Here is a 25,458-nt window from a genome sequence, read left to right on the forward strand (position 1 = left end):
CGTAGGTCCTTTTGGTCAAACGGGTGAAGAAGAAAGGTCTTTGCGGCGCACGCGTTTCAATGCCTCCGCGGTAAAGACGCGCAGGCCCAGATCGGGCCGGTATCCGTGGATCTCGCTCACATCGAGCGCGCGCATGAAGTCGAGAATTTCCTGACTGACGACCTGTCCGGGGACGAGGATCGGAAAGCCGGGCGGATAGGGGATGATGAAGCTGGCCGAGACCACCGTGTCGCCCGCGTCCATGACCTCTTGCAAGGATCCGTTCAGATCGAGGTAGTCACAGTTCTTCTCATCATAGGCGAGGAAGAAGGGCGTGCGAATGTCGCCCTCGGGCGTGTCGGCCGCGCGGAAGGCTTCGTGGAAGCAACTGAAATCCGGCAGCGGCGGGTAGTTTTCCATCAGATTGGTGACGCGCCGGTCGAATGACAGCCGCTCCATCCGGCTGGCATCGTCCAAAAGATCGTCGAGCGATTTGGCGATCTCCACCAGCACTTCGATCAAATAGGCGACCGAAGAGCGCGTGGTGCCGATGTTAGTCATGAACAACACGGTATTGCGCGAGGTCTTGTTGATCTGGATGCCGTATTTATCCATCAAGATCTGTGTCTTGAAGGTATCGCCATCCCAGCCCGTGCCGCCCACTGCGAGGGTCACGCGGGTCGCGTCGAGCACGAATTCATCCTGCTCCCAACAATCCCACATGTCGGTCCAACCCTGCTCAACGTCATAGTAGCTGGTGACGCCGCTTTCGCGGTGCTGTTCGGGGATCATGTCCCCGGCGGAGAGCACTTTGAAATACTTGCGTAAGAGCGGGTGTTCGCTGATCGCACGGCGCATCGACATTGCCGCTTCGACCTGTCGTTGCACAAATTCGAACCCTTCGAGTTCGACCTGACGCCGCCCCACGTCGAGCGAGGCGATGATCTGGTAGTTCGGCGAGGTCGAAGTGTGGGTCATATAGGCTTCGTGGAAGCTCTGCTCGACCTCACCTTTGAAGTCCTGATCGTTGACGTGGATCATCGAGCCCTGCCGCAGTGAGGTCAGCGTCTTGTGGGTCGATTGCGTGGCATAGGCCCGCACCCGCGCCTGCGGCGGGGGGATCAGCCGGGTGTTGAGCAGGGTCTCATCATTCGCGTCTTTCAGGGTCTTTTGCTGGGCCTCATAGGCGGCGGCATGGGCCTCGGACTTGAACTTCGCCCGCAGGGTATTGGCCGCGTTCATCGCGGTGCGTTGCCGATATGTGGGACTAAACCGGGCGAAAGCGAACCATGCCTCGTCCCAGAGGAAGATGAGGTCGGGCTTGATTGCCAGACATTCCTCCATCACCCGCTCGACGTTATAGACCAGCCCGTCGAAGGTGCAGTTGGTCAGCAAAAGCATCCGCACCCGGTCGAGTTTCCCCGCCGCCTTCAGCTCCAACAACCGTTCCTTGATCTCGCGCAGCGGCACCGCGCCGTACATCGAGTATTCGTTAAGCGGATAGCTGTCGAGGTAGCTGACCTGCGCGCCTGCCAGCACCATGCCGTAGTGGTGGCTCTTGTGGCAGTCGCGGTCGACCAACACGATGTCGCCGGGCCGCACCAGCGCCTGCACCACGATCTTGTTGCAGGTCGACGTGCCATTGGTGGCGAAAAACGTCTGTTTAGAGCCAAAGGCGCGGCTTGCGAGTTCCTGCGCCTCTTTGATCGGTCCATGCGGCTCTAGCAAGCTGTCGAGGCCGCCCGAGGTCGCCGAGGTCTCTGCAAGGAAAATATTCGGCCCATAGAACGCCCCCATGTCCTGAATCCAGTGACTGCGGGTGATCGACTTGCCACGGCTGATCGGCATGGCGTGGAAGACGCCGGTGGGCTGTTTGGAGTATTCTACCAGCGCAGTGAAGAAGGGCGACTTGTTGCGCGCCTGCACCCCGCGCAGGATGTTAAGGTGCAGCTCCATGAAGTCTTCTTGATTGTAGAAGACCCGCCGGCAAATCCCCAGATCGAGCCCGGCGATATCTTCGACCGAGCGTTCGGTGACCAGATAGGCATCAAGCTCGGGCCGGACCTTGGCGATCATGCGGCAAAGCTCGGGGCCATAGCTCTCAGGCTGGAGCGCGTCGATCTCATCCTGCCCGCCCGCGCGGGCGAGGTAGCGGGTCAGGATCTGTTGATCGACTTTCGATTTCAATGTGAGCCCGGGGCGGACCACGATGGCTTGAATGTTGTGGTTGAACATCACCGCGATCAGCGCGTCTTCGAGGCTGGGCACCACGACGGCTTCGTAGATGAACGGGTCTTCGGTCCGGCGCATGCGGGTGACATTGCTGCGCAGCCAGCGTTCCTGCTGTTCGTTCACATTGTCGACGATCAGCACTTCGAAATAGGGTTTCGCCAGCGCCCGCGCCTCGGGCGGCAACATCGCCTCGTCGTCATGCTCGTCCTGATCCAGACTGTCGCGTTCCAACGGGATGGTGCGGCGGCGGTAAGCGCCGGTGGTCAGCGCCCGAGTTACCCGGTTCACGGCAAAGGCCAGATCCTCGAAATTGCCATGGGCGAACTGGCGGCGCATGTGGTCAAAAGCGGACATGCCCGGAAAGGCCCAATAGGGCTCGATCAGGGCCAGTGACTCAAACAGCGCCTCGATTTCCTTGCGCCCCTGCGCCGCGTTCTTGCCTTTCGGATCGCGCGACATGGCGGCGGCGGCGGCGCGCAGGGCGCTCCACCGATCCGACCGCAGTTGAATGGCCGAGGAATAGTCGTTCATAGAATGCATCAGTCGTCCTCTGCTGGAGGGCCGACCGATGCGTCAGGTAGCGCTTTGCGCGAACCTAACCCCGGCCTAGCCGCTGGTATTGTCGTTCTGCCCGGGTGTGTCAGGCGTTGTTTGTGGGTCCGGCGTGGCCGCAGCCGGGGCCACGGGCGCCGGTGTCTGGGCCACCTCGGGCGCCGTCCCGGCGGTGGGGCTGGCAAGCGGCTCAGGCGGGAAACCGTTCTTGCCCTTATAGGTCGGGATTTCGGCAGGCACCTGCTGGGCGGGCACATCGACATGCAGCCCCGCGCGGCTGCCCTGTTGCGGGATTTCAAGCGGGCCAAGCGTGTGCAGGAAGGCATCCGCGCCGCTGTCACGGTCATAGACCGGGAAGTCGGTCGGGCGGTCGCGGAAGGATTTAAGCAGTTGGCCCAGCCCCTTCATCCCCGTCTCACGCTGACGGCGCACCATGTTGAGGTCGATCTCGATCGGGAACATATCCTCTTGCCCCGCCGATTGGTGCAGCACCATCGAAGTCGGATCGACCACGCAGGACCGGCCCACACCCCCGGCGCCGAGGCCGTTCACGTCGAAGATATAGCACTGGAACTGCGCCGCCGTGGCGCGCGCGATGGCAAGTTCCGCATCGCGGTCGGTGGTCCCGGTCAGCACCGGGTGCAGCAACACCTCGACCCCTTGCGAGGTCAACTGCCGCGTCGTTTCGGGGAACCACATGTCATAGCAGATCGACAGGCCAAAGCGGCCCACATCTGGCACATCGAAAATACAGAATTCATTGCCCGCCGCGATCCCGGCCTCATAGGGCCGGAAGGGGAACATCTTGGCATAGCGGCGCACCACTTCGCCTTCGGGGTTGATGACGACCGAGGTGTTATACACGCGGCCATCCTCGGGATGCTTGAGGAACATCGAACCGGGGATCAGCCAGACCCGGTGCCGCCGCGCGGCGGCCTGAAACTGCTCAATCGTCTCATTCTCGGGCGGCAGGGCAAACCGGTCAAGCGGGCCGAAAGGCGCCAGTTCGGAGAACAGCACCATCTGCGTCCAAGGGAAACGCGCCATCAGAATGTCGAGCCGCTGGATCATGCCCTCGACATTGGGCTGCAAGGCATTGACGTACATCTGCACGCCGGCAATCGCGAAAGGGGTCATGCGTGAATACTCCGAACTACGCGGCGCAATGGACCATTTCCTTGCCTATCTCCGCGACGCACGTGTCTTACGCCCTCACGACCAGAACGGAAACAGGAGAACGACGCACAATGCGGTCGGCGTTGGAGCCGACGAGGAATTCCCGCAAGCTGTCGGGGTGCTCCGACCCCATGACCACCAGATCGGCGTTTGATTTCTTTATCGTTTTCAGCGCCTCGCGGTGGATCTTGCCGAATTTCAGGTGCTGCTTCACCTTTACGTCATCAGGCACCTCACGCTCGACCAGCTGTTCAAGCGCCTTGGCCGCGCGGCCCGTGGCCTGTTTCTCGTAATCTGCGGGAAAGAACCCTTCGACCAGCGGCGTACCCATGTCCGGCACGACCGAGAGGATATGCAGCGTGCCTTTGGAGAGGCGGATCATATCAATCGCCTGCGGCAGCGCCTTTTCCCATGATTTCGGGTCGCTCAGATCAACGGTCAGCAGAATGTTATCGAACATGATGCGCCCTCCTCAGGCTGTCGCGGGCTTACGGGGGGCCTGCGCGGCACGGCCCCGTTGCAAGAAGACCACTAGCGCCAGAAGTAGCAGGGCGGGGATGAACATCCAGTACTTGCTGGGTTGTGGCATCGGTTTCAGCACCCGCAGCACCTCTTGATCCCAATCAAGGCCCGCGCCCTGCGCCGGGCTGTCATAGAGGACATCGTCGATGATCATCTTGTCGCCATCCTCGCGGAACATGAGACCCGCGGCCTCCAGCTTCTCGGCCCCGGTCTCACCTTCGCCGATGGGCAGCAGCGCCACGAACTCCAGCGGATCGCCCAGATCGTTCACGCCTGAGATGCGCAGCCGCAGCCGTTCGCCCGCGGGGGTCTCTTCAGCGGCCTGAACAATCTCGGTCGGGGCTTTCTCGCTATAGGGGGGATAGACCATGTCCATCCAAAAGCCCGGGCGGAACAGGGTAAAGGCGATGAGCAGCAGCGCGATGGTTTCATAGAAACGGTTGCGGGCCAGAAAGAAACCTTGGGTCGCCGCTGCGAAAAGCAGCATGGCCACGGTCGCCACCACAAAGATGAACAGCCCCTGCCCCCATGTGACCCCGATCAGCAGCAGTTCCGTGTTGAAGATAAACAGGAACGGCAGCGCCGCGGTGCGCAGGGAGTAGAAGAAGGCGACAAGCCCAGTGCGGATCGGATCACCGCCCGAAACGGCGGCGGCGGCAAAACTCGCCAGACCCACCGGCGGGGTCACATCGGCCATGATGCCGAAGTAGAAGACGAAGAGATGCACCGCGATCAGCGGCACGATCAGCCCGTTCTGCTGGCCCAGCGTCACGATCACCGGCGCCAGCAGCGCCGAGACGACGATATAGTTCGCCGTGGTGGGCAGGCCCATTCCAAGGATCAGCGACAGCACCGCAGTCAGGAACAGGATGGCAAGGATATTGCCGCCCGAGAGCACTTCGACCACATCTGCCAGCGCCGAGCCGACACCGGTCTGGCTGACCGCGCCGACGATGATGCCCGCCGTGGCGGTGGCGATGCCGATGCCGATCATGTTGCGCGCGCCGGTGACCAGACCGTCGATCAGGTCTAGGAACCCGGCTTTGACATCGTTGACGAACTGGCTCTCCCCCCGGAACATCGCCATAAGCGGGCGCTGCGTCAGCAGGATGAAGATCATATAGGCCGCCGCCCAAAAGGCCGAGAGGCCGGGCGACAGGCGGTCGACCATCAGCGCCCAGACCAGCACCACGACAGGCAGGATGAAATGCAGACCGGACCGCGCAGTCGGCCCCGGCATCGGCAGGGTCGTCACCTCGGCGTTGGGGTCTTCCATCTCAAGCGGTTCTTCCTTGCTCGCCACATAAAGCAGGCCGACATAGACCGCCGTGAGGAAGACAAAGATGATATAGCCCGCCGTTTCGGGGAAGGCCGGGCGGATCCAGCCCATCAGGTAATAAACGGCGAAGGATAGCGCGCAGATCGCGATGATCGCAAAGGCGATGCCGATAAGCTGCTGCACCAGCGGCTTGGGCGTATAGGCACGCGGCAGGCCCTGCATCCCGGCCTTCATCGCCTCAAGATGCACGATGTAGACCAGCGCGATGTAAGAGATCACCGCAGGCAGGAAGGCGTGTTTGACCACGTCGAAATAGGGAATGCCGACATATTCGACCATCAGGAAGGCCGCAGCCCCCATGACGGGCGGCATGATCTGGCCGTTGACCGACGAAGCCACCTCGACCGCGCCGGCCTTCTCGGAGTTGAAGCCCACCTTCTTCATCAGCGGGATGGTGAAGGTGCCCGTGGTCACGACGTTGGCGATCGAGGAGCCCGAAATCAGGCCGGTCATGGCCGAGGCCACAACGGCAGCTTTGGCCGGACCGCCGCGCATGTGACCCATGAGGCTGAAGGCGACTTGAATAAAATAGTTACCCGCCCCCGCGCGGTCCAACAGCGAGCCGAAAAGCACGAAGAGGAAGACGAAGGAGGTCGACACGCCAAGCGCGATGCCAAAGACGCCTTCGGTCGTGATCCACTGGTGGTTCACGATCTCCGAAAGGCTGTTGCCCTTATGCGCGATGATGCTGGGCATATAGGGGCCAAGCACGGTGTAGAAAAGAAAGACGCTCGCCACGATCATCAGCGCAGGCCCAAGGGCGCGGCGGGTGGCTTCGAGCAGGATTAACAGGCCGGTCACCCCCGCGATATAATCCGGCAGGATCGGCGCGCCGACGCGGTTGGCGATGTCACGGTAAAAGATAAAGAGGTAGAGCGCGCAGAAGGTGCCGACGATGGCCAAGGCCCATTCCCAGATCGGAATGCGGTTCTTGGGCGAGCCGAGCAGCACTGTCGCGACCACAAAGGCCGCCGGGATCGGGATCCACCAGACCGCGGTGGAATCCTTCGTACTGACCATAAAGAGCGCGGCAAGAACAATGGGAACGATGACGCCAAGCGCCACCTGAAAACTGGTGCGCGTGGCCGGAAACACCATGATGCCAAGGAATACGGCAAAGCCAAGGTGAATGGAGCGGGCCAGCGTATCGTTGAAAAGGCCGATGGGCGAGGCGATGTAGAGCTGGAACAGGGACCAAGCCAAGGCCACCAGCAGCAGCAAAGTGCCCATCAACCCGCTGACAGAACGCCCACCCGTGTCAGAAGAAGCGACAAGTTCGTCCAGTTCCGCCTGGCTCAATCCGCCCCGGTCACCGGTCGCGGCGGTTTCGACAGCCGCCGCCTTTTGCTGGTCCTTCTCAGACATATCGTCCCCCTGTCGGCTCCACCTTGGGGCGGATGCGCATATTGTTTTTTTCGGGTCTCTGACGGCAGCGTACCGCCGCCAGAGCTATCATGTCACGGATAGATTACTCGAGCCAACCTTGCTCTTTGTAATACTTCTCGGCGCCGGGGTGCAGCGGCGCGGAAAGACCGCCCGAGATCATTTCCTCTTGGGTCAGGTTCTCAAAGGCAGGGTGCAGACGCTTGAAACGGTCGAAATTGTCGAAAACCGCTTTGACCACCTGATAAACGACTTCGTCGTCAACATCGGCGGAGGTCACGAAGGTGGCTTTCACACCAAAGGTTTTCACGTCTTCGTCGGTGCCCTTATACATACCGCCCGGCACGGTGGCCTCGGCATAATAGGGGTTGTCGTCGATCAGACCTTGGATCGCGTCACCATCCACGGGGATCAGCTTGGCGTCGACGGTCGACACGGCTTCTTGGATCGAACCGTTGGGGTGACCCACGGTGTAGATGATCGCATCCACCTTGTTGTCGCCCAGAGCGGCGGCTTGCTCAGCCGGCTTCAGCTCGGAGGCCAGTGCGAAATCGTCCAGCGTCCAGCCTTTGGCGTCCATCACGACTTCCATGGTGGCGCGCTGACCGGAACCGGGGTTGCCGATGTTCACGCGCTTGCCTTTGAGGTCGTCGAAGGACTCGATGCCGCTGTCGGCACGGGCGATGACGTTGAAGGGCTCACCATGCACGGAGAAGACCGCGCGCAGGTTGTCGAACTTGTCACCCTCGAACTGGGAGGAGCCGTTGTAGGCGTGGAACTGCCAGTCGGACTGGGCCACGCCCATGTCCATGTCGCCCGCTTTGATCGCGTTGATGTTGGCGATCGACCCGCCGGTGGAAGGCGCGGTGCATTTCAGGTTGTGATCCGCGGTGCCGCGGTTCACCAGACGGCAGATCGACTGACCGACGACAAAGTAAACGCCCGTCTGACCACCGGTGCCGATGGTGATGAATTTTTCCTGCGCCATGGCCGCAGTGCCGGCCACCATGGCACCGGTCATCGCGAGCATTTTGAACATTTTCATAAGATGTCTCCCATTGTTATATTTGGCGGACCACCCTTTAAGTGGACCCCATTGCATGCACAAGTAGAGCGCCGCAGCCTTCAGGCAATTGACTGGGCAGGGAAATTTCAAACGCGCCGTTCGGGCCGCGAGCAGACATGCCCCTGTGGCGGGAATCCCCGATTTCACGTTAGGTCGGTTTTTCATCGCAATCAATGCGGCTGACACGAAGGGCCGCAAAGCCTACCCGACGGGCTGAGGCAGGTCAGGCAGAACCGGCGCGGCGGCGATCAGCGATTTGGTATAGGCGTGCTGCGGCGCGTCAAAGACCTGCGCGGTCTCTCCGGCCTCGACGATCTTGCCAGACTGCATCACCAGCACCCGGTCCGTCACCGTGCGCACCACCGAAAGGTCATGCGAGATGAAGAGATAGGTCAGGTCATAATGGCTGCAAAGATCGGCCAGCAGATCGAGGATCTGCGCCCGGACCGAGACATCAAGCGCGCTGACGGCCTCATCGAACAGAATCAACTCGGGCCGGATGATCAGCGCCCGGGCAATGGCGATCCGCTGGCGCTGACCGCCGGAGAATTCGTGGATGTATTTCCGCGCATCCGAGGCGCGCAGCCCCACGGCGGTCAGCGCTTCGTCAATCGCGCGAGTGCGCTCGGCCCCCTGCGGCGGGGTGTCGAGCAGGTGAAACGGCTCGGTCACCAAACGGTCGACCCGGTGGCGCGGGTTGAAACTGCCGAAAGGGTCTTGGAACACCACCTGCATCTTGCGGCGCACGGCAAGGTTCGGCTGCGTCCCGGTAAAGACCGGCTGGCCATCGACCGTGATACTGCCCTCTTGCACCGGTTCCAGCCCCAAAATCGCCCGGGTCAGGGTCGATTTCCCGCAACCGGATTCCCCGACCAGCCCCAAACGCTCCCCCCGGTTCAGGGTAAAGCTGAGGTTGTCCACCGCGCGGAACGTGCCGAGCGCGCCGAAGAGTGTCTTGCGCGGCAGATGGTAGTCGCGACAGACGCCTTTGACCTCCAACAGAGGCTGCGGCGTGGGCGGCGCGGGCAGGTTCACCTCATGGCGTGAGGCGTCGAAAAGCATTTTGGTATAGGGGTGCTGCATGTTGTGCAGCAGGGCCTGCGTCTCCCCCTGTTCGACGATCTGCCCCTTGCGCATGACGATGATCCGGTCGGCCATATCCGCCACGACGGCAAGGTCGTGGGTGATCATCAACAGCCCCATGCCGTCCTCGCGCGCCAAACGGGTCAGCAGGGCGAGGATCTGCGCCTGCGTGGTGACATCCAGCGCGGTGGTCGGCTCATCGGCGATCAGCAGACGGGGGCGCAGGGCGATGGCGATGGCGATCACCACCCGCTGGCGCTGCCCGCCGCTCAGCTCATGCGGATAGCGCGACAGGGGGAAGCGGTCTTGAGGCAGGCCGACGCGGGTCAGCGTATCGGCGGCGCGGGCCTCAGCCTCGGCCCGGGAGACGCTGGGTTCATGCACCCGGATGGTCTCAGCCACTTGGCGCCCGATGCTTTGCACCGGGTTGAGCGCGGTCATCGGCTCTTGGAACACCATGCCGATGTCATTGCCGCGCATATCGCAGAGCGCTGCCTCGTCCATCTGGGTCAGATCGTCCTCGCCCAGCATGATATGCCCGGTCGTCGTCGCGCCTTTGGGCAAGAGTTGCATCGCCGCCAGCGCGGTCATCGACTTGCCCGAGCCGCTTTCCCCGGTCACGGCCACGATCTCTCCCGGTGCGACGGAAAAGGTCACCCCGCCGAGGATGCGCAGCCCGTGGATTGAGAGCGAAAGGTTGGAGACAGAAAGAAGCGTCATGTGCGTGCTACCCTCAGGCGGGGATCAAGCAGATCGCGCAGCCCGTCACCCATCAGGTTCAGCCCCAGCACCGTCAGGATGATCGCGAAACCCGGCATCAAGGCCATATGCGGCGCGATGCTGACCATGGTCTGCGCATCGGCCAGCATCCGGCCCCAAGACGGCACCGGCGGCTGCGCGCCGAGGCCGACATAGCTCAGCCCCGCCTCGGCAAGGATGCCGAGAGAGAATTGGATGGTCCCCTGCACGATCAGCAGATTGGCGACATTGGGCAGGATATGCTCGAACGAGATCCGCGCCGCGGCTTTGCCTGCCACCCGTGCCGCCATGATGAACTCCCGCTGCCACAGCGACAGCGCCGCACCGCGGGTGATCCGCGCGAAAACGGGAATGTTGAAGATGCCGATGGCGATGATCGCATTGATCGCCCCGGCGCCAAAGACCGCCGTAATCAGAATGGCGATGACAATGGCCGGGAAGGCAAAGACCAGATCATTGCCGCGCATGATGACCTCATCCACAAGGCTGCCGCGCCGTGCCGCAGCCCAAAGCCCCAACGGCACACCCACGCCCATGCCAATGCCCACCGCTACCAGCGCCACGGCGATAGAGGTGCGCGCGCCGACCATGATCATGCTCAGAATGTCGCGGCCAAAATGATCCGTCCCCATGGGATGCGCCAACGACGGGCTGCGCAGCTTGTTCGCAATATCAAGCCCGGCATAGTCATAGGGCGTCCAGACAAAGGAGATCAGCGCGGCCAGCAGAAAGACCGAGGTCAGCACGGCCCCAAGAAACAGGTTGCGGTTCATGTGCGGGCCCTCAACCGGGGATCGACGGCAGCATAGGCCAGATCGACAAGGAAGTTCACCAAGATCACCGAAAAGACCAAGAGCATCACGACCGACTCGACCACGATCAAATCCCGCGCCGAGATCGACTGAAACACCAGTCGCCCGAGCCCCGGCAGGTAAAAGACCTGCTCAATAATGATCGACCCGGCCAGCAGGAAGGAGAACTGCAAGCCGATGATGGTCAGCACCGGGATCAGCGCATTGCGCAACCCGTGCCGCCAAAGCGCCTGCCGCGCCGTCAGCCCCTTGGCCCGCGCGGTGCGCATAAAATCTTCGCCCAGCACATCCAGCAGGGCCGAGCGCATGACCCGCGCAAGAATCGCCGCCTGCGGCAAGGCCAGCGCGATGGCAGGTAGGGTCAGCGCGTGCAGCCCGGCGAAAAGCCCCTTGTCCCAACCGACGAAACCGCCTGCCGAAAACCAGCGCAGATTGATCGAAAAGATCAGCACGAGGATCATGGCGAACCAGAAGTTCGGCACCGCCACGCCCAATTGCGTCGCCCCCATCACGCCCACATCCCCCGCCCGACCGCGGCGCGAGGCGGCATAGATGCCCGCCGGAAAGGCCACGATGACAGAGAGGAAAAGCGCATAAAGCGCCAAGGGCACAGAGACCCAAAGCCGGTCGCCGATCATCTCGGTCACCGGAGTGCGATAGGTGTAGGAAGTGCCGAAATCCCCCTGCAACATGCCACCGACCCATTCCAGATAACGCTCTGGCCGGGACTGATCGAGCCCCAGTTCACTGCGCAGCGCGGCCAGTGTTTCGGGCTGGGCATTCAAGCCCAGCATAAAGGAGGCCGGATCGCCGGGGGCGACCTCGATCACCATGAAAATCACCAGCGACGCGACCGCGAGACTGATGAGCAAGGAGAGAAATCTTTTCAACGCATAGCGCAACATAGCGCGGAGGTTAGGCGGCACGCTCGGGAGGGTCCAGAGCCCGCGTGCAGTTTCCCGCGCGAGAAAGAAAAAAATGATTATTTTTTGGATGCTCGGCCAGCTGCGCCCCGAATGATCGCCGAAAGAATCCAGTCAAGGCATGCCCTTAGCCGCTTTGGGCGCGGTTTTCGCGGGGCTTATTGCTATGCGCTGGAACCATATCGGTTATGCGGTGTTGTTTTCGGGAGAACAGACAAAACTGGAGAATGAAAATGAAAACGACTTTGAAAACACTTGCGATCGCTGGCCTTCTGGGCACCGTTTCCGCACCCGCTTTTGCCGCCGCTCACATGGACATGGCCACCATGACCTGCGCCCAGTACCAAGAACTGAGCGATGACGACAAAATGAAAGTCGCTTCCATGGCAATCGCCGAGCTGGAAGATGGCGGCCACGGTGGCTCCCTGATCACCGAAACCAAGAGCGACGGTTCCGAGCCGAGCGACATCTCAGCTGAAGAAGCGACAGATTCCGAAGAGACCGAAGATTCCCTGATCGACAACACCAAAGCCGTTGAAGATTCCGAAGACGCCGACGTGATGGCCGACACGGACATGCAGCAGGAAATGGAAGACTTCATGGTCGTCTGCAACCAGAACCCCGACGCGCTGGTAAGCGAAGCCGCTGCTGGCATGCGTGGCAAAGACTAATAGGTCTTCGCCTCTAATTACGAAGGGCGCGCCTCACGGCGCGCCCTTTTTTAGTTTCTCGACATGATCCTTTCAGATCACTCCGCCCAGCTAACACCGGTTAGATCGGTCGCCTGTGTCGGTGCGTTCACCCAAAGCCCTTCGACACCGGCCTTGGCAATCGTCGGGAAGGCGAGCTGGAACAGGTAACCGTTCACATAGTCTTCGGCGATGATGCGCTGCGCCTTGGCCAGCATCTCGCTCCGCGCGGCGGGGTCGGCGGTCTTGTTGAACTCGGTCATCAGAGACTGGAACTCGGCATTGTCATACTGGAAGTAATAGTCCGGGTTGGCATAGATGTTGATGTCCATTGGCTCGGTATGGCTGACGATCGACAGGCCGAAATCCTTGCCTTTGAACACGGTTTCCAACCACTGCGCCCATTCGACATTGGTGATCTGGGCCTTGATGCCAACCTCGGCCAGCTGCGCGGCGATGATCTCCCCCCCGCGGCGGGCGTAGGAGGGGGGCGGCAGGTGCAATGTCGTCTCGAACCCATCGGGGAAACCGGCCTCGGCCAGCAGCGCCTTGGACTTTTCGGGATCGTAGCCGCTCATCTCTGTCAGGTCGACGTAGTCCGGGTTATGCGGTGCGAAATGGGTGCCGATGGGCGTGCCATAGCCGAACATCGCCCCGTCGATGATCGCCTGCCGGTCGATGGCATGGGCCACGGCCTCGCGCACTTTGACGTTATCGAAAGGCTCGCGCTGGTTGTTAATCGACAGGATCGTTTCGCCTTCGGTCGAGCCGATCAGAACCTGAAACCGCGGGTCGGCTTCGAACTGTGGGATATTCTCAGGCGCGGGGAAGCCGGTGAAAACATCGACATCTTCAGCCATGACGGAGGCGAAAGCCGCTGTCGGGTCCGAGATGAATTTGAAGGTCGCGCTGGCCAGCGCGGGCGCTTCGCCCCAATAGTCTTCATTCCGGGTCAGGGTGATCTTGTCGCCTTGGTTCCAGTTTTCGAACTTGAAAGCGCCGGTGCCGATTGGGGTCTGTTTGATTGTCTCGACCGATTCCGGCGCCACGATCACCGCATCGCCCCAAGCGAGGTTGAACAGCATGTTGCCGTTCGGCTCGCTCAGTTTGACCTCAACGGTCTGCGGATCGATGACATTCACCTCGGAGATTGCGGAGTAAAGTGCCTTTTGCGCGTTGGCGCTGTCTTCGGCATTGATCCGGTCGAGGGTGAATTTCACGTCCTCGGCATCCATCGTGGTGCCATCGTGAAAGGTGACCCCCTCGCGCAGCTTGAAGGTATAGGTCAGCCCGTCTTCGGAAATCTCCCAAGATTCCGCCAGCCCCGGCACGACAGAGCCGTCGCCCGTGAAGCGGGTCAGCCCTTCGAAAACATTGGTATATAGCACCGAGTCGATGGCGCCCGCAGCGGCGGAGGTCGGATCGAGGTGCGGCGGCTCAAGCTGCATGGCGACGGTGATGTCGTCCTTGGCAAGGGCCGTTGTGGCGGCAGCGACCAATGCGGCGCTGGCCACACCGGTCATCAAGCGGTTCAAACGGTTCATGAAAGTCTCCCATATTGGCGTATTTTTTTGCGAGGCTAGCCAAAAGCCACGCGGCACGCCAGCCTTCGTTGCCAAGCGCGCGCGAGAAGGGTATCGCGGGTGCTTTGCACGGGCGCGCCGCACGTCGGGGCGACCGTGAAAAGGCATCAGGAGAACATCATGGCCACGCTGGGGATTGATTTCGGAACCTCCAATACCGCGGCGGGCATCGCCGTTGACGGCACGCCGCGTCTGATCCCACTGGAGGTCGAGGCGCAGACCCTTCCGACGGCGGTCTTCTTTGATTTCGAAGCGCGGGAAATGCGGATCGGTGCCGCGGCCTCCGACGCGCTGCTGGCCGGGGCCGAGGGCCGCTATATGCGCGGGTTGAAAAGCCTGCTTGGCACCCGGCTGATGCGCGAACGAAGGGTGCTCTTGGGCGAACGGTTGGATTTTATCGATATCGTGGCGCGTTTTCTGGCGCGGGTGAAGACACAGGCCGAAGCCGCGACGGGAATGCATTTCGACAGGGCGCTCTCGGGGCGCCCCGTGCGCTTTCATTCCGCTGATGACGCCCGCGATGCCCAAGCCCTGACAGACCTGCGCGAGGCCTATGCTCGGGCGGGCTTCGATCATGTGGACTTCATGAACGAACCCGAAGCCGCCGCGATTGCCAATCGAGCGGCCTTGCGTCCGGGGGATCTGGGGCTGGTCATCGATATCGGCGGCGGCACCTCGGATTTCACGCTGTTCCGGCAGCGCGGGAACGATGAGATCGACATTTTGGAAAGCCACGGCATTCGGCTGGGCGGGACCGATTTCGACCGGTCCCTGTCGATCGGGCGGGTGATGCCGCAGCTTGGCATGGGCAGCGAAATTCGCCACGCTTTCGGGGGTGACACCCATATCGCGCCCAATGCGATCTTTAACGATCTGGCCACTTGGGCGAAAATCCCGTTTCTCTATGGGCCGGAGACCCGCAAGGCGGCGGCGGAACTGCATAAGTTCGCCGAACATCCCAAACGTCTGGCGCGCTTGGTTAAAGTGCTTGATGAAGAGCTTGGCCATGACCTCGCCTTTGCTGTCGAAGCGGGGAAAATCCGCGCCAATGGTGCGGGGGGCTCGGGGGATGCTGATCCGGTGATCGATGTCTCGATGCTCAAACCCCGCGCTACCTTGCCCCTGCCCCGCGACTGGATGCGCAAGCGGCTGTCGAAACTCGCCGTGCAGATGGGGGATGCGGCAGAGGCGACGGCGCAGAAGGCAGGCCTCGCGCCCGAGGCAGTGGACCGGCTGATCTTTGTCGGCGGGTCGAGCCTGATGGCGGTGGTCGAAGAGGAGATGCGGGCGCGGTTTCCACGGGCGGAACTGCATCGGGGGGCGGCGCTGACTGCGATTGTTGAGGGGTTGGCCTTGCGGGCCGGTGGGGATGAACGCGGCTGATCCGGCCGGTTGAGAGTGCGGGATCGGTATTTGAGAAAGGATGAAGGTGAAGGGGGGAGGCTCGACAGGGCCGCTGATGGTGCGGCGTGAGGCTGCGGTCTTTTTACTGTGCAGAAGGCTGCGGCGGGCTATGTTCATTATGTCCATAGTTTTTAGGAAGAACGCGCATGGCCCCACTGATCCAGAAGAAACCCCCGACCTCTGCTGTGCAGGAGGAGGCGGAAGAACGCTCTGTCAGTGATGCGGCGGCGCTGTCGCCCAAGCTGATTTACGAGGTGATCCGCCGCGAGGGGCGCGACGAGTTGAATCGAACCAACCGTTCGCTGATCTGGTCGGGGATTTCCGCGGGGATGCTGATCAGTCTTTCGGTCTTGGGCGAGGCGATTTTCCGGACCTATCTGCCGGATGCGGAGTGGCGGTTCCTGCTGGAGAACCTTGGCTATTCCTTGGGTTTCATCGCGGTCATCATGGGCCGGATGCAGTTGTTTACCGAAAACACCATCACCACCGTCTTGCCGCTGATGCAGGAGCGCAGCTTGGGGGTCTTGTGCAGTCTGTTGCGGCTTTGGGGTGTTGTATTGGGGGCGAATGTCGTCGGGGCCTTTGCGGCGGCGGCGCTGTTTATTTATACGCCTGCTATTCCAGAAAACATTCTGCCCGCCATTATCAGCCTTTCGGAACATGCCACAGGGATGGGGGTGTCGGAGGCATTCTGGCGCGGCATTCCGGCGGGCGTGATCGTGGCGCTGATCGTTTGGATGCTTCCGCAGGCGGATGAGACAGCGTTTTTCCTGATCCTGACCTTTACATGGCTGATCGCGGCGGGGGATTTCACCCATATTGTCGCCGGGTCGGTTGAGATGGCGGCGCTGCTTTTGCATGGCGGCTTGGGGGTCGGTCAGGCGATCTTTGGCTTCTTCCTGCCGGTGCTTGTGGGCAACATCATTGGCGGCACGGTGGTCTTCACCCTTGTTGCCTGGGGCCAGGTCCGCGACGATGTGGAGGACAGTTGAGGCAAAGCGGTCCCGATTAAGGTTGGGGCCGAATTGAGAGGAATGACATTGGTGTTGCGCAGCCCCCCGACCCGACCGGCGATCTATTGGGACGCTTTCAAAGCGAGTCTGAAGCAGGCGGCGGAGGACAACCTTGCGCTGATCTCGGCCGGGGTGGCGTTTTTCGCCATGTTGTCGCTGTTTCCGGCGCTGGCGGCATTGATCGCGCTTTTGGGACTGATCTCGGACCCTGTCGTCGTCGTTGCCCAATTGGAGGAAGTGCGCGGGCTGCTGCCGGATGATGTCTATGACATCATTAATACGCAGGTGACCGGCTTGGTCACCGCGCGGGCCGATACGTTGGGTTGGGCCGGTATCGTGTCACTGCTGGTGGCGCTTTGGTCCGCCCGGGCTGGGGTGGGGGCGATGGTGATCGGATTGAACGCCGTTTACAATGAGCGCAACCGCAATGCCGCGAAACACTACCTTCATGCCCTGCTTCTGACGGTGAGCCTTGTGGCGGTCGGCATCGTGGCGCTGCTGGCGGTAGTGATCGCGCCGATCATTCTGGCCTTCATCCCGCTTGGCCCCTTTGGCAATGCGGTGGCCGACCTTTTGCGTTGGACCGTGGCAACGGTGGTTTTGTTTGCCGGGGTTGGGGTGCTTTACCGCTTTGGCCCGAACCGGCGGGCGGCGCGGCTGCCGTGGCTCAGCAGCGGGGCGATTTTGGCGGTGCTGTCTTGGGCGGTGCTCTCCATCGGTTTTTCCTATTATGTGGCCAATTTCGGCAACTACAATCAGGTCTATGGCTCGATCGGGGCGGTGATCGCGATGTTGATCTGGCTTTGGATCAGCAGCTTTCTGATCTTGTTTGGGGCCGCGTTGAACGCCCAGGTGGAGCGGCGGACGCGGCCTGACAGCACCGTTGGCCCGGCCAAGCCGCGCGGGCAACGTGGGGCGGAGGCGGCGGATACCTATATCGATGTGGCGCAGGACTGACGGTTAGAGCAGCGGGCGTTTTTGGCGGCTTTCCGGATCGGTCATCCCCTCTTTCGCCAAGGCGGCGAGATTGTTGATTTGCAGCACCCTGTCGGACCATGACAGCAATTGACGCTCCTTCAGGGCGCCGAGGGTCTTGTTGGTGTGCACCACCGAGAGGCCAAGCGCATCGGCCAGATCGCGTTGCGAATAGGGCAGCAGCATCTGGTTGTGGGTGACCATCCCGAGCGACTGGCCGCGTTCGAAAATCTTGACCATCGCCCAAGCGATGGCCTGCATCGCGCTGCGTTGGCCGATGGTAGCGAGGACTTCGCCCATGAAATGCTCTTCGATGGCGGCCAGCCAAGTGATGTCAAAGGCGCGTTCGGGGTGGGATTTGAAGAAATTCCAGAACTCACTGCGGTTGAAAACGCAGAGCCGCATATGGGTGCGGGCTTCGACGGAATGGCCCATTTCGCCCATGATGCCTGCCTGTAGCCCGATGAAATCGCCGGGAAAGACAAAGCTGATGACCTGCCGGCTGCCGTTCTCTAGCGTCTTGTCGCGGATGCCCATTCCGGTGAGCGCCGTGTAAAGCTGGGGCGAGTTCGACCCTTCCATCAGGATCGGCGTGCCCGGTTCGACGGTCAACTCACCTGACTTGAACTTCTCCATGAAGCTCACTTCTTCTTTCGACATCGGCAGGAAGGCATCCCTGCGCCGAAGGGGGCAATAGCGGCATTGTGTCGTCATTAGATAAAATTTGCCTTCATATGTCTTAGTTTAATGCGCGCGTTTTGCGCACCCCCTACACCGGCGACTTTGCTTACCCGGGGGAAGACCATGTCGATCTTGATCTACGAACCGGACCCATTGGTCTGTTCAGACATAAATGAAACGCTTTCTGCCGCGTTTCCGCAATCTCAAATTGAAGTATTGGAAAGCTTTGATCTCAGCGCCTTGGTGGACAACGTCAACGACACGGAATTCGCGGTCCTGTCGCTGCGGCGCGAACAGTTGCAGCAGCATCTGTCGGAACTGTCGAATTTGCAGGAGTGGTTTCCGATCATCTGCATCATGTACGATACACCACGGATGGCAAAGGTGGGCGAGCGGCTGAAATTCATCACCCGCCCGTTTTCCAGCAGCAACCTGCTGGCCGCTGTTAACGGCGCGCTTTCTGACCCGCGGTTATGCCAGCCAGAAATGCCATGACCAGGTTCTTCAGGCCATCATGATCGGAAGCGGCGGGGTCTTCTTGCCGGGACGGCTGCGCCGCGGCCTCACCATCTGACCCGGCGATGGCGAGCAAGAGAAAGCCCATTCCGAAATAGACCGCGCCGAGGATCAGCGCGGCGGTGAGCGCAGTGGTGACGGTGATGAGGTAAAGCCACGCCGCCAGCGTCAGAAACAGCAGGCCGATCAGCAAAAAAAGCGCGGCCCCGGCGCTGAGCATGGCGGTACGCAGTGCCCGTCGCAGGGAGCCGCGCAGATGTTGCATCACCGAAGACAGCATTTAGCGGCGGGCCGTCACAAGACCGACGAGGAAACCAATGCCTGCGGCAATCCCCAAAGCGGTTCCGGGCTGGGTCTTGAGGAATTCCTCGGCCTGTTGCTGAACTTCCATCGCCTTGAGACGCCCCGTATCGGCGAAATCATTCGCCGCATTGCGGGCATTGTCGCGCATCTCTTCCGACTTGGCCTTGCCATAGTCGCCCAGGGTTTCGGTCAGCGATGCGATGTCTTTTTTGAGAAGTGCGATCTGATCCGAAAGATCGTCAATCGTCACTTCTTTTGCGGCAGCGGTTGTGGTCTTGGCCATGCGGACCTCCTGAATGTTTGAGTGATGTTAGGCGGCACATGTTTTTAATGCAAAGGGTTCCCTACGCGACGTTGCGCGCGGGGAACCCTGTTTTCGTGGCTCAGCTTCAGGCGTTGAGCGTTTCCGTGGAGGAAAAGAACATCGCTTGCGACACGGCCGAGACGACCTGATCCACCGAATAGGGCTTGGAAATCAGGAAGGCAGGCTCGGGCTTGTCGCCGGTCAGCAGACGCTCAGGGAAGGCCGTGATGAAGATCACCGGACGCATGCCCAGCTCGTTCAGCAGGTCGTTCACCGCGTCGATGCCCGAAGAGTTGTCGGCCAGTTGAATGTCGGCGAGGATCAGGTCCGGCACATCGGCCTTGCCCAGTTTCACCGCCTCTTCACGGGTGCGCGCGATGCCGGTCACCCGGTGGCCCATCTCGGCCACGATGGATTCAATGTCCATCGCGATGATGGCTTCGTCTTCGATGATCATCACCGAACCCGAGGTGCTGTCGGCCATTTCACGATGGGCGATCTGGATCAACTCGCCCGCTTCGGCCTCATCCACACCGATGATCTTGGCGATTTCCCCGTGAGAGAAGCCTTCGATGGTGTGCAGCAAAAGCGCTTCACGGCTGTTGTTCGTAAGGCTGGAAAGATGGCGCTGTGCCTTGGCCCGCGGGCCGCTTTCGCCCTCTTCCACCGGGGCACCTGCGCTGGCCCAAATGCCGTACAAAACCTTGAAAAGACCCGTCTTTGTATCTACTCCATCGAGCACCGAGCGATCAACCAAGATGGCTTCGAGGGCTGCCGCGGCAAAGGTGTCGCCACTGGTCTGGCTGCCTGTCATCGCCCGCGCGAACCGGCGAAGGTAGGGGATGTTTGCTCCCAGTTCATCGCTGATGCTGGTCTTTTGTGTCGCATCGTTCATCTAGTCGAATCCTTTTTAACTTTTCTTGGAACCAAACACCCCGACATTGTGTTTGGTTCCAGTATGCGTACATAATTATTTAAACGAGACGACGATGCCAGAGGTGATGTTAGTGAATTCAGGAAACAAGGACGAGCGCGAGCGCGTCATCGACGACAACCTCAAACGGGTCTTTGATGAGACGCTCGAAGAAGGCATCCCTGATCGTTTCAAGGATCTGCTTCAGAAGTTGAAGGAACAGGATTCAGAAAAAGGAACGTCATAATGACCCGTCCCGATCCGCGCGACGAGCTGGTAGAACATCTGCCGGCCATGCGGGCCTTTGCCATCAGCCTGACACGCAATGGTGCCACGGCAGACGACATGGTGCAGGACACCCTGGTCAAGGCGTGGACCAACATCGAAAAGTTCCAAGAAGGCACGAATATGCGTGCTTGGCTCTTCACGATCCTGCGTAACACCTATTATTCCTCGCGCCGCAAGGCGAAGCGCGAAGTCTCGGACGTGGATGGCATGCTGACCGATGGGCTGGCCGAAAAGCCCGCGCACGATGGCCACATGCAGATGACCGACTTCCGCAAAGCGCTAGCCCTCTTGAAGGACGAACAACGCGAAGCGCTGCTTCTTGTCGGGGCCTCCGGTTTCTCTTACGAAGAGGCTGCGGAGATGTGTGGGGTCGCTGTTGGCACCATCAAGAGCCGCACCAACCGGGCGCGTGCCCGCCTTGCCGAACTGCTGGGTCACCATGACGACGAGTCGCTTGAAATGACCGATGACGCAACAATGTCTGTCCTATCCGCATCTAAAGTTTCCTCTTTCTAAATATGACATCTGGCTTCTTCAGCGGTGATCTGATGCGTGGGCTGACGATCCGTATCCTGCTGTTTCTGTCTCTCGCGCTTTTGCCCATCGGGCTGATCGCGGTTGTACAGACACGGCAGATCGCGGATCAAAGTCGCCAAAGCGCGGAGCTATCGCTGATCGCCGTGACGGAACAAGCCTCCGCGGCGGAACGCCGGGTGATCCAAGAGGCCTTTGGCGCCGCCGAAGCGCTCACCTCGATCGTGCGGCTCAGGCGGGACGATCCCGAGGAATGCACGGCTTTCCTTAGGGAATACAAACAGGCGTCAGACATCTATTCGCTTGTGGGTTTCATCGGACTAGACGGACAAATGACCTGCTCCTCCACGGGGCAGGATCATGACTTTTCGCAGGATGAGAATTTCCAGACCCTGCTGGAAAACCCGGTCCGCCGCGCGATGCCAGTGTTGCAGGGGGCGGTCAGCAATCAAGTGGTTACGCTGATCAACGCGCCGGTCTACGAAGAGCGCGAGTTGATCGGCTTCATGGCGCTTAGCATCCCCGAGGATGCCATCAACGCGATCCGCGAGCCCAAGACCAAACACAGCAGCGTTGCGATGATGACCCTCAATAAGATGGGTCATATCCTTACCACCGAAAACGGGCTTGAGGTGGCCAAGACGGAATACCCCAGCGATGTCGCCCTTTCGTTGCTGACCACCAAAGACCCCAATGTCTTTCTTTCACAGAATTCCGACGGCCAAGAACGCGCCTATGTGATCGTGCCGATCGTGCCCGACACGGTCTTCGCGCTTAGCGTCTGGCCCAGCAACACCCCGTTTCTGGACACCGGCGTTTCGACCCGTCTCAGCGCGCTTTTGCCCATCGTCATGTGGTTGGCGAGCCTTATCGTGGCCTTCTGGGCGCTGAACCGTCTGGCAATCAACCATATCCGCAAGCTCGGGCGGCAGATGCGGCGCTTCGCGCTGAACCGTACCCTGCCGCGTGGGACACTCGGCCCCTCGGTTCCCACCGAATTGGTCGAGATGGAGGCTGCTTTTGTCGGCATGGCGGAATCCATCTTGCGGGACGAGGCGACGTTGGAAGACAGCCTTCGGCAGAAGAACATCCTGCTGAAAGAGGTGCACCACCGGGTCAAAAACAACCTGCAACTGATCTCTTCGATCATGAACATGCAGATCCGGCAGGCCAAAAGCGAAGATGCGCGTTTCGTGCTGCGCCGGTTGCAAGACCGTATCCTCAGCCTCGCCACGGTGCATAAAAACCTCTATCAGAATGACGATCTGGTCCGCGTCAATGCCAGCGAGCTACTGCGTGAGATTGTGGGCCAGATGCTCTCAGTCGGCTTGCCTTCCGGCACTGGCGTGAAGGTCGAACAGTCCTTCGAGCCGATCAAGATCGACGCCGACGATGCCGCGCCGCTGACCCTGCTGGTCTCTGAGGCGCTGACCAATGCGCTTAAATACGTCTCGACAGTCGAACATGGCAAAGGCTTCATTTCGCTCAAACTGATCCAAACCGGGCCAGAGCAGGCGATGCTCGAAGTGCGCAACACCATCGGCAACCCCGAAGAGGTGAAGTCCGGCACCGGGCTTGGCTCGCGCCTGATCCTCGCCTTTACCCGCCAGTTGAACGGCCAGGTCGAGGTCGAAACCAACGACGACATCTATCAGATCAGGGTGAACTTCCACGTCCCGACCGACAGCAAAATGATCTACGATTACTGAGACCCCGAAGCCCCAAAGGAATCTGGCCCAAAACGCGGCAGACCGATCACAGACTCGTCATAGGCGAAAAATTTGTCGGAACCCTTTGGCCTGCGCGCGGTTGAGCACCTGAAACGCAGTGCTGAAAAGGAACACGGAGATGACCACGGAGCTTTTTCTCGGCGGTCTGACCATCCTGACCTTAGCGGCGGTCATCATCCTTGCCCTCACCACGGGCCGAAGGGAACTTCACCCGGATGAGGACCGCACCGGGCGCGAAAAACAGCAACCGGAGGCCCAAAGGTCGAACTACCGGTCAGACTACTAAGACCTGACACCCCCTATCGACCGCCCCGAGCAGAATGCTCGGGGCGGTCGATATTTATGAGGCCCCTTTTTCAGAAGCTGGGCGGGGTACAGGCGCTGACGATCTCACAACTCTCGGACCCGGTGTTGCGGAACCGATGCGGCAGGCGGCTGTCGAACAGATATCCGTCCCCGGCATGAAGCAGGCTGACCGCGCCATCCACCGTCACTTCGATGCTCCCGCGCACCACGACCCCCGCCTCTTCGCCCTCATGGCTCAGAAACTCAGGTCCGGTATCCGCGCCGGGCTCATAGGTCTCGTGCAGCACCTGAATTGCGTGATGTGCGGCACTGCCCAACTGGCGCAGGGATACGCCGCCCTGATGGCTCGGTGAAATCTCGGTCAACTCCTCCGCACGGTAGAAGACCTTGGCGCTGTCGTCCTCTTCCAAAATCGCGAAAAACTCGGCCATGCTGATGGGAATCGCGTCCAACAGGCTTTTGAGTGAGGCTACCGAGGGGCTGGTTCGGTTCTTTTCGATCAGCGATATCGTGCCATTGGTGAGCCCGGCCTTGGCCGCAAGCTCCCGTTGGGAGAGCCCATGTTTCTTGCGGATCGCTCTGAGTTTATCGCCGACGTTCAATGGCTTGTCCTTTGTAGGCCCCCGCGCCGCCGCCACGGGGCACGGCCCTGGGTCAACCGGGGGTCACGGGAATTGTTAGATAGAGGCTACGATCGCGATTGACAATTATATTAAACGGAATATGGATTTTTTAAACGACACGTCTCTGCCCCTCTCTTTCGCAATAAGGTATCTGTTCCATGTCCAGCACCGTCAAGAAATCACCCCGGAAATCCGCGGCCAAGGCCAAAGCCGCGCCACAGATCTCCGTGGTCGAAACCAACCCCGCGACCCAGCCCGACGGTCAAACCAACGCCGATCTCATCGCGCGCCGCGATGCCGCCGTGCCGCGCGGTGTCGCCTCCGCCGCACCGATCTACGCGAAATATGCCGAAAACGCCGAGCTGTGGGACGTGGAAGGCAACCGCTACATCGACTTCGTCGGCGGCATCGGCGTGCTGAACACCGGGCACCGTCACCCCAAGGTGGTCGAGGCCGCCAAGGCGCAGGAAGATCATTATACCCACACCAGCTTTCAGGTCGTGCCCTACGGGCCCTATGTCGACCTGACCGAAAAGCTGAACGCGCTCGCCCCCGGTGACGCGCCCAAGAAGACGCTGCTGGTCACCACCGGCGCCGAAGCCGTTGAGAACGCGGTGAAAATCGCCCGCGCCGCCACCGGCCGCCCCGGCGTCATCGCCTTCACCGGCGGCTACCACGGCCGCACCCTGCTGACGCTTGGCATGACCGGCAAGGTTACGCCCTATAAGAAAGACGTCGGCCCCTTCCCCGCGGATGTCTTCCGCGCGCCTTTCCCCTCTGTGCGCGACGGGATCACCGTGCAGGATGCACTGACCGGGCTGAAGAACCTCTTCCTCACCGATGCCCAGCCCGAACGTGTCGCCGCGATCATCATCGAACCGGTGCTTGGCGAAGGCGGCTACACCCCCGTACCTTTCGAGATGATGCAAGAGCTGCGCGCGATCTGTGACCAGCACGGCATCCTCTTGATCGCTGACGAGGTGCAGGCGGGCTTTGGCCGCACCGGCACATGGTTCGCGATCGAGCATTCCGGCGTGGTGCCAGACCTGATCACCGTGGCGAAATCCATGGCAGGTGGCTATCCGCTGGCCGGCGTCATCGGCCGCGCTGACGTGATGGACGCGATGGACCCCGGCGGCTTGGGCGGCACCTATGGCGGCAACCCGGTGGCCTGTGCCGCAGCACTGGCAGCCATCGAGGCGATCGAAGACGAAGGTCTGCTGGCCCGCTCGACCGCGATGGGCGAAACGCTCAAAGCCCGCTTTGCCGAGATTGGCGAGCGTTCCGCGCCCTTCCGGTTCTGGGACATCCGCGGCCTTGGGGCCATGGTCGCCGTTGAATTCGTGACCGACTTCGACAGTGCCAAGCCCGACGCCGATTTCACCAAACGCGTCATTGCCCATGCGCTGAAGCGCGGGCTGCTGCTGCTGAGCTGTGGCATGTATGGCAACGCCGTGCGCGTGATGGTCCCGCTGACAGCCTCCGACGCCATCGTCGAAGAGGGGCTCGCCATCTTTGAAGAGGCCGTCGCCGCCGCTGTCGCCGAAGAGCAGAAGTAAACCAAACGGTCACACCGGATGGATCGGGCGCGCGGGGCAACCTGCGCGCCCATTTTTATGGCGTCCCTCCGGCGGGGGCATCCTGTCCCACCTCGGCCCTTGGCATCCGCCGGGGAAGCGCGCAAACTCCGCCCGAAATCAACGCCGGAGTGACGATGCCCTTGTTAGCCCCCTGCCCCATGCGCACCCTTGCGGGGATGTTTCACGTGAA

Annotated in this window: 24 protein-coding genes; 10 read left to right on the forward strand and 14 right to left on the reverse strand. The window is 60.9% G+C overall.

The window, feature by feature from the left end; genetic code table 11:
• Positions 1 to 15: 15 nt before the first annotated feature.
• The 8 genes from ACGYLQ_RS00320 to ACGYLQ_RS00355 form a co-directional block, all read right to left on the reverse strand.
• Positions 16 to 2,751: an aminotransferase class I/II-fold pyridoxal phosphate-dependent enzyme gene (locus ACGYLQ_RS00320; RefSeq protein WP_394439612.1), complete on the reverse strand. Its 2,736-nt coding sequence runs from the start codon at positions 2,749 to 2,751 to the stop codon at positions 16 to 18.
• 66 nt (positions 2,752 to 2,817) lie between these two features.
• On the reverse strand, positions 2,818 to 3,900 hold the full coding sequence (locus ACGYLQ_RS00325) for a carbon-nitrogen hydrolase family protein (RefSeq protein WP_394439614.1): 1,083 nt from the start codon (positions 3,898 to 3,900) through the stop codon (positions 2,818 to 2,820).
• A 67-nt stretch (positions 3,901 to 3,967) separates the two neighbouring features.
• Entirely contained in the window at positions 3,968 to 4,399 is a 432-nt protein-coding gene (locus ACGYLQ_RS00330) for a universal stress protein (protein ID WP_067268202.1), read from the reverse strand.
• Between the two features lie 12 nt (positions 4,400 to 4,411).
• Positions 4,412 to 7,165: a TRAP transporter permease gene (locus ACGYLQ_RS00335; protein ID WP_394439617.1), complete on the reverse strand. Its 2,754-nt coding sequence runs from the start codon at positions 7,163 to 7,165 to the stop codon at positions 4,412 to 4,414.
• A gap of 103 nt (positions 7,166 to 7,268) precedes the next feature.
• Complete coding sequence (locus ACGYLQ_RS00340) at positions 7,269 to 8,228, reverse strand: TAXI family TRAP transporter solute-binding subunit (RefSeq protein WP_067268205.1); 960 nt, start codon at positions 8,226 to 8,228, stop codon at positions 7,269 to 7,271.
• A 222-nt stretch (positions 8,229 to 8,450) separates the two neighbouring features.
• Positions 8,451 to 10,052, reverse strand: coding sequence for an ABC transporter ATP-binding protein (locus ACGYLQ_RS00345; RefSeq protein WP_394439620.1), 1,602 nt, complete (start codon positions 10,050 to 10,052; stop codon positions 8,451 to 8,453).
• The gene (locus tag ACGYLQ_RS00350; RefSeq protein ID WP_394439622.1) at positions 10,049 to 10,864 is read right to left on the reverse strand and encodes an ABC transporter permease; all 816 of its coding nucleotides are present in this window, start codon (positions 10,862 to 10,864) and stop codon (positions 10,049 to 10,051) included. The genes ACGYLQ_RS00345 and ACGYLQ_RS00350 overlap by 4 nt, the downstream gene beginning before the upstream one ends.
• On the reverse strand, positions 10,861 to 11,808 hold the full coding sequence (locus ACGYLQ_RS00355) for an ABC transporter permease (protein ID WP_209217004.1): 948 nt from the start codon (positions 11,806 to 11,808) through the stop codon (positions 10,861 to 10,863). The genes ACGYLQ_RS00350 and ACGYLQ_RS00355 overlap by 4 nt, the downstream gene beginning before the upstream one ends.
• Positions 11,809 to 12,059: 251 nt before the next feature.
• Between ACGYLQ_RS00355 and ACGYLQ_RS00360 the strand changes: the two genes are divergently transcribed.
• Positions 12,060 to 12,497 (forward strand): HdeA/HdeB family chaperone, encoded by a 438-nt coding sequence (locus tag ACGYLQ_RS00360; RefSeq protein ID WP_067268212.1) that lies wholly within the window; start codon positions 12,060 to 12,062, stop codon positions 12,495 to 12,497.
• 77 nt (positions 12,498 to 12,574) lie between these two features.
• Here ACGYLQ_RS00360 and ACGYLQ_RS00365 read toward each other — a convergent pair whose 3' ends face one another.
• The gene (locus tag ACGYLQ_RS00365; RefSeq protein WP_394439625.1) at positions 12,575 to 14,059 is read right to left on the reverse strand and encodes an ABC transporter substrate-binding protein; all 1,485 of its coding nucleotides are present in this window, start codon (positions 14,057 to 14,059) and stop codon (positions 12,575 to 12,577) included.
• Positions 14,060 to 14,218: 159 nt separating this feature from the next.
• On the opposite strand from ACGYLQ_RS00365, the gene ACGYLQ_RS00370 reads away from it, so the two are divergent.
• The 3 genes from ACGYLQ_RS00370 to ACGYLQ_RS00380 all read left to right on the forward strand — a co-directional run bounded on the left by ACGYLQ_RS00370 (position 14,219) and on the right by ACGYLQ_RS00380 (position 17,472).
• A complete protein-coding gene (locus tag ACGYLQ_RS00370; RefSeq protein ID WP_394439628.1) occupies positions 14,219 to 15,481 on the forward strand; it encodes an Hsp70 family protein in 1,263 nt (420 codons plus the stop codon).
• 167 nt (positions 15,482 to 15,648) lie between these two features.
• The gene (locus ACGYLQ_RS00375; RefSeq protein WP_394439631.1) at positions 15,649 to 16,494 is read left to right on the forward strand and encodes a formate/nitrite transporter family protein; all 846 of its coding nucleotides are present in this window, start codon (positions 15,649 to 15,651) and stop codon (positions 16,492 to 16,494) included.
• A 42-nt stretch (positions 16,495 to 16,536) separates the two neighbouring features.
• Positions 16,537 to 17,472: a YihY/virulence factor BrkB family protein gene (locus tag ACGYLQ_RS00380; RefSeq protein ID WP_394439634.1), complete on the forward strand. Its 936-nt coding sequence runs from the start codon at positions 16,537 to 16,539 to the stop codon at positions 17,470 to 17,472.
• A gap of 3 nt (positions 17,473 to 17,475) precedes the next feature.
• On the opposite strand, the gene ACGYLQ_RS00385 is transcribed toward ACGYLQ_RS00380, so the two are convergent.
• Positions 17,476 to 18,204: a Crp/Fnr family transcriptional regulator gene (locus tag ACGYLQ_RS00385; RefSeq protein WP_394439637.1), complete on the reverse strand. Its 729-nt coding sequence runs from the start codon at positions 18,202 to 18,204 to the stop codon at positions 17,476 to 17,478.
• A 90-nt stretch (positions 18,205 to 18,294) separates the two neighbouring features.
• Between ACGYLQ_RS00385 and ACGYLQ_RS00390 the strand changes: the two genes are divergently transcribed.
• A complete protein-coding gene (locus ACGYLQ_RS00390; RefSeq protein ID WP_394439640.1) occupies positions 18,295 to 18,666 on the forward strand; it encodes a hypothetical protein in 372 nt (123 codons plus the stop codon).
• Here ACGYLQ_RS00390 and ACGYLQ_RS00395 read toward each other — a convergent pair.
• From ACGYLQ_RS00395 to ACGYLQ_RS00405, 3 genes are all read right to left on the reverse strand, one after another.
• Entirely contained in the window at positions 18,617 to 18,967 is a 351-nt protein-coding gene (locus ACGYLQ_RS00395) for a phage holin family protein (RefSeq protein WP_394430448.1), read from the reverse strand. The genes ACGYLQ_RS00390 and ACGYLQ_RS00395 overlap by 50 nt on opposite strands.
• Positions 18,968 to 19,273, reverse strand: coding sequence for a YqjD family protein (locus ACGYLQ_RS00400; protein WP_394439643.1), 306 nt, complete (start codon positions 19,271 to 19,273; stop codon positions 18,968 to 18,970).
• A 106-nt stretch (positions 19,274 to 19,379) separates the two neighbouring features.
• On the reverse strand, positions 19,380 to 20,189 hold the full coding sequence (locus ACGYLQ_RS00405) for a response regulator (protein WP_067264155.1): 810 nt from the start codon (positions 20,187 to 20,189) through the stop codon (positions 19,380 to 19,382).
• Positions 20,190 to 20,283: 94 nt separating this feature from the next.
• On the opposite strand from ACGYLQ_RS00405, the gene ACGYLQ_RS00410 reads away from it, so the two are divergent.
• From ACGYLQ_RS00410 to ACGYLQ_RS00425, 4 genes are all read left to right on the forward strand, one after another.
• Entirely contained in the window at positions 20,284 to 20,454 is a 171-nt protein-coding gene (locus ACGYLQ_RS00410; RefSeq protein ID WP_197470876.1) for a NepR family anti-sigma factor, read from the forward strand.
• Positions 20,454 to 21,011 (forward strand): RNA polymerase sigma factor, encoded by a 558-nt coding sequence (locus ACGYLQ_RS00415; protein ID WP_394439646.1) that lies wholly within the window; start codon positions 20,454 to 20,456, stop codon positions 21,009 to 21,011. The genes ACGYLQ_RS00410 and ACGYLQ_RS00415 overlap by 1 nt, the downstream gene beginning before the upstream one ends.
• A gap of 2 nt (positions 21,012 to 21,013) precedes the next feature.
• Positions 21,014 to 22,738 (forward strand): sensor histidine kinase, encoded by a 1,725-nt coding sequence (locus ACGYLQ_RS00420; protein WP_394439649.1) that lies wholly within the window; start codon positions 21,014 to 21,016, stop codon positions 22,736 to 22,738.
• Between the two features lie 139 nt (positions 22,739 to 22,877).
• Positions 22,878 to 23,045: a hypothetical protein gene (locus tag ACGYLQ_RS00425; protein ID WP_209216953.1), complete on the forward strand. Its 168-nt coding sequence runs from the start codon at positions 22,878 to 22,880 to the stop codon at positions 23,043 to 23,045.
• 70 nt (positions 23,046 to 23,115) lie between these two features.
• Here ACGYLQ_RS00425 and ACGYLQ_RS00430 read toward each other — a convergent pair whose 3' ends face one another.
• Positions 23,116 to 23,667, reverse strand: coding sequence for a cupin domain-containing protein (locus ACGYLQ_RS00430; RefSeq protein WP_394439651.1), 552 nt, complete (start codon positions 23,665 to 23,667; stop codon positions 23,116 to 23,118).
• 179 nt (positions 23,668 to 23,846) lie between these two features.
• Between ACGYLQ_RS00430 and gabT the strand changes: the two genes are divergently transcribed.
• Positions 23,847 to 25,247 (forward strand): 4-aminobutyrate--2-oxoglutarate transaminase, encoded by a 1,401-nt coding sequence (gabT, locus tag ACGYLQ_RS00435; protein WP_394439654.1) that lies wholly within the window; start codon positions 23,847 to 23,849, stop codon positions 25,245 to 25,247.
• Positions 25,248 to 25,458 lie beyond the last annotated feature (211 nt).

This window comes from Sulfitobacter sp. 1A12779 (assembly GCF_043557315.1).
Lineage (GTDB): Bacteria > Pseudomonadota > Alphaproteobacteria > Rhodobacterales > Rhodobacteraceae > Sulfitobacter > Sulfitobacter faviae.

Bases quoted from the DNA above. Each gene is read 5' to 3' on its own strand.
- ACGYLQ_RS00360 (WP_067268212.1), top strand. From the start codon at position 12,060: ATGAAAACGACTTTGAAAACACTTGCGATCGCTGGCCTTCTGGGCACC.
- ACGYLQ_RS00355 (WP_209217004.1), bottom strand. From the start codon at position 11,808: ATGTTGCGCTATGCGTTGAAAAGATTTCTCTCCTTGCTCATCAGTCTC.
- ACGYLQ_RS00400 (WP_394439643.1), bottom strand. From the start codon at position 19,273: ATGGCCAAGACCACAACCGCTGCCGCAAAAGAAGTGACGATTGACGAT.
- ACGYLQ_RS00340 (WP_067268205.1), bottom strand. From the start codon at position 8,228: ATGAAAATGTTCAAAATGCTCGCGATGACCGGTGCCATGGTGGCCGGC.
- ACGYLQ_RS00395 (WP_394430448.1), bottom strand. From the start codon at position 18,967: ATGCTGTCTTCGGTGATGCAACATCTGCGCGGCTCCCTGCGACGGGCA.
- ACGYLQ_RS00375 (WP_394439631.1), top strand. From the start codon at position 15,649: ATGGCCCCACTGATCCAGAAGAAACCCCCGACCTCTGCTGTGCAGGAG.
- ACGYLQ_RS00325 (WP_394439614.1), bottom strand. From the start codon at position 3,900: ATGACCCCTTTCGCGATTGCCGGCGTGCAGATGTACGTCAATGCCTTG.
- ACGYLQ_RS00335 (WP_394439617.1), bottom strand. From the start codon at position 7,165: ATGTCTGAGAAGGACCAGCAAAAGGCGGCGGCTGTCGAAACCGCCGCG.
- ACGYLQ_RS00420 (WP_394439649.1), top strand. From the start codon at position 21,014: ATGACATCTGGCTTCTTCAGCGGTGATCTGATGCGTGGGCTGACGATC.
- ACGYLQ_RS00415 (WP_394439646.1), top strand. From the start codon at position 20,454: ATGACCCGTCCCGATCCGCGCGACGAGCTGGTAGAACATCTGCCGGCC.
- ACGYLQ_RS00370 (WP_394439628.1), top strand. From the start codon at position 14,219: ATGGCCACGCTGGGGATTGATTTCGGAACCTCCAATACCGCGGCGGGC.
- ACGYLQ_RS00350 (WP_394439622.1), bottom strand. From the start codon at position 10,864: ATGAACCGCAACCTGTTTCTTGGGGCCGTGCTGACCTCGGTCTTTCTG.
- ACGYLQ_RS00405 (WP_067264155.1), bottom strand. From the start codon at position 20,189: ATGAACGATGCGACACAAAAGACCAGCATCAGCGATGAACTGGGAGCA.
- ACGYLQ_RS00380 (WP_394439634.1), top strand. From the start codon at position 16,537: ATGACATTGGTGTTGCGCAGCCCCCCGACCCGACCGGCGATCTATTGG.
- ACGYLQ_RS00390 (WP_394439640.1), top strand. From the start codon at position 18,295: ATGTCGATCTTGATCTACGAACCGGACCCATTGGTCTGTTCAGACATA.
- ACGYLQ_RS00345 (WP_394439620.1), bottom strand. From the start codon at position 10,052: ATGACGCTTCTTTCTGTCTCCAACCTTTCGCTCTCAATCCACGGGCTG.
- ACGYLQ_RS00410 (WP_197470876.1), top strand. From the start codon at position 20,284: ATGCCAGAGGTGATGTTAGTGAATTCAGGAAACAAGGACGAGCGCGAG.
- ACGYLQ_RS00330 (WP_067268202.1), bottom strand. From the start codon at position 4,399: ATGTTCGATAACATTCTGCTGACCGTTGATCTGAGCGACCCGAAATCA.
- ACGYLQ_RS00425 (WP_209216953.1), top strand. From the start codon at position 22,878: ATGACCACGGAGCTTTTTCTCGGCGGTCTGACCATCCTGACCTTAGCG.
- ACGYLQ_RS00365 (WP_394439625.1), bottom strand. From the start codon at position 14,059: ATGAACCGTTTGAACCGCTTGATGACCGGTGTGGCCAGCGCCGCATTG.
- gabT (WP_394439654.1), top strand. From the start codon at position 23,847: ATGTCCAGCACCGTCAAGAAATCACCCCGGAAATCCGCGGCCAAGGCC.
- ACGYLQ_RS00385 (WP_394439637.1), bottom strand. From the start codon at position 18,204: ATGACGACACAATGCCGCTATTGCCCCCTTCGGCGCAGGGATGCCTTC.
- ACGYLQ_RS00320 (WP_394439612.1), bottom strand. From the start codon at position 2,751: ATGCATTCTATGAACGACTATTCCTCGGCCATTCAACTGCGGTCGGAT.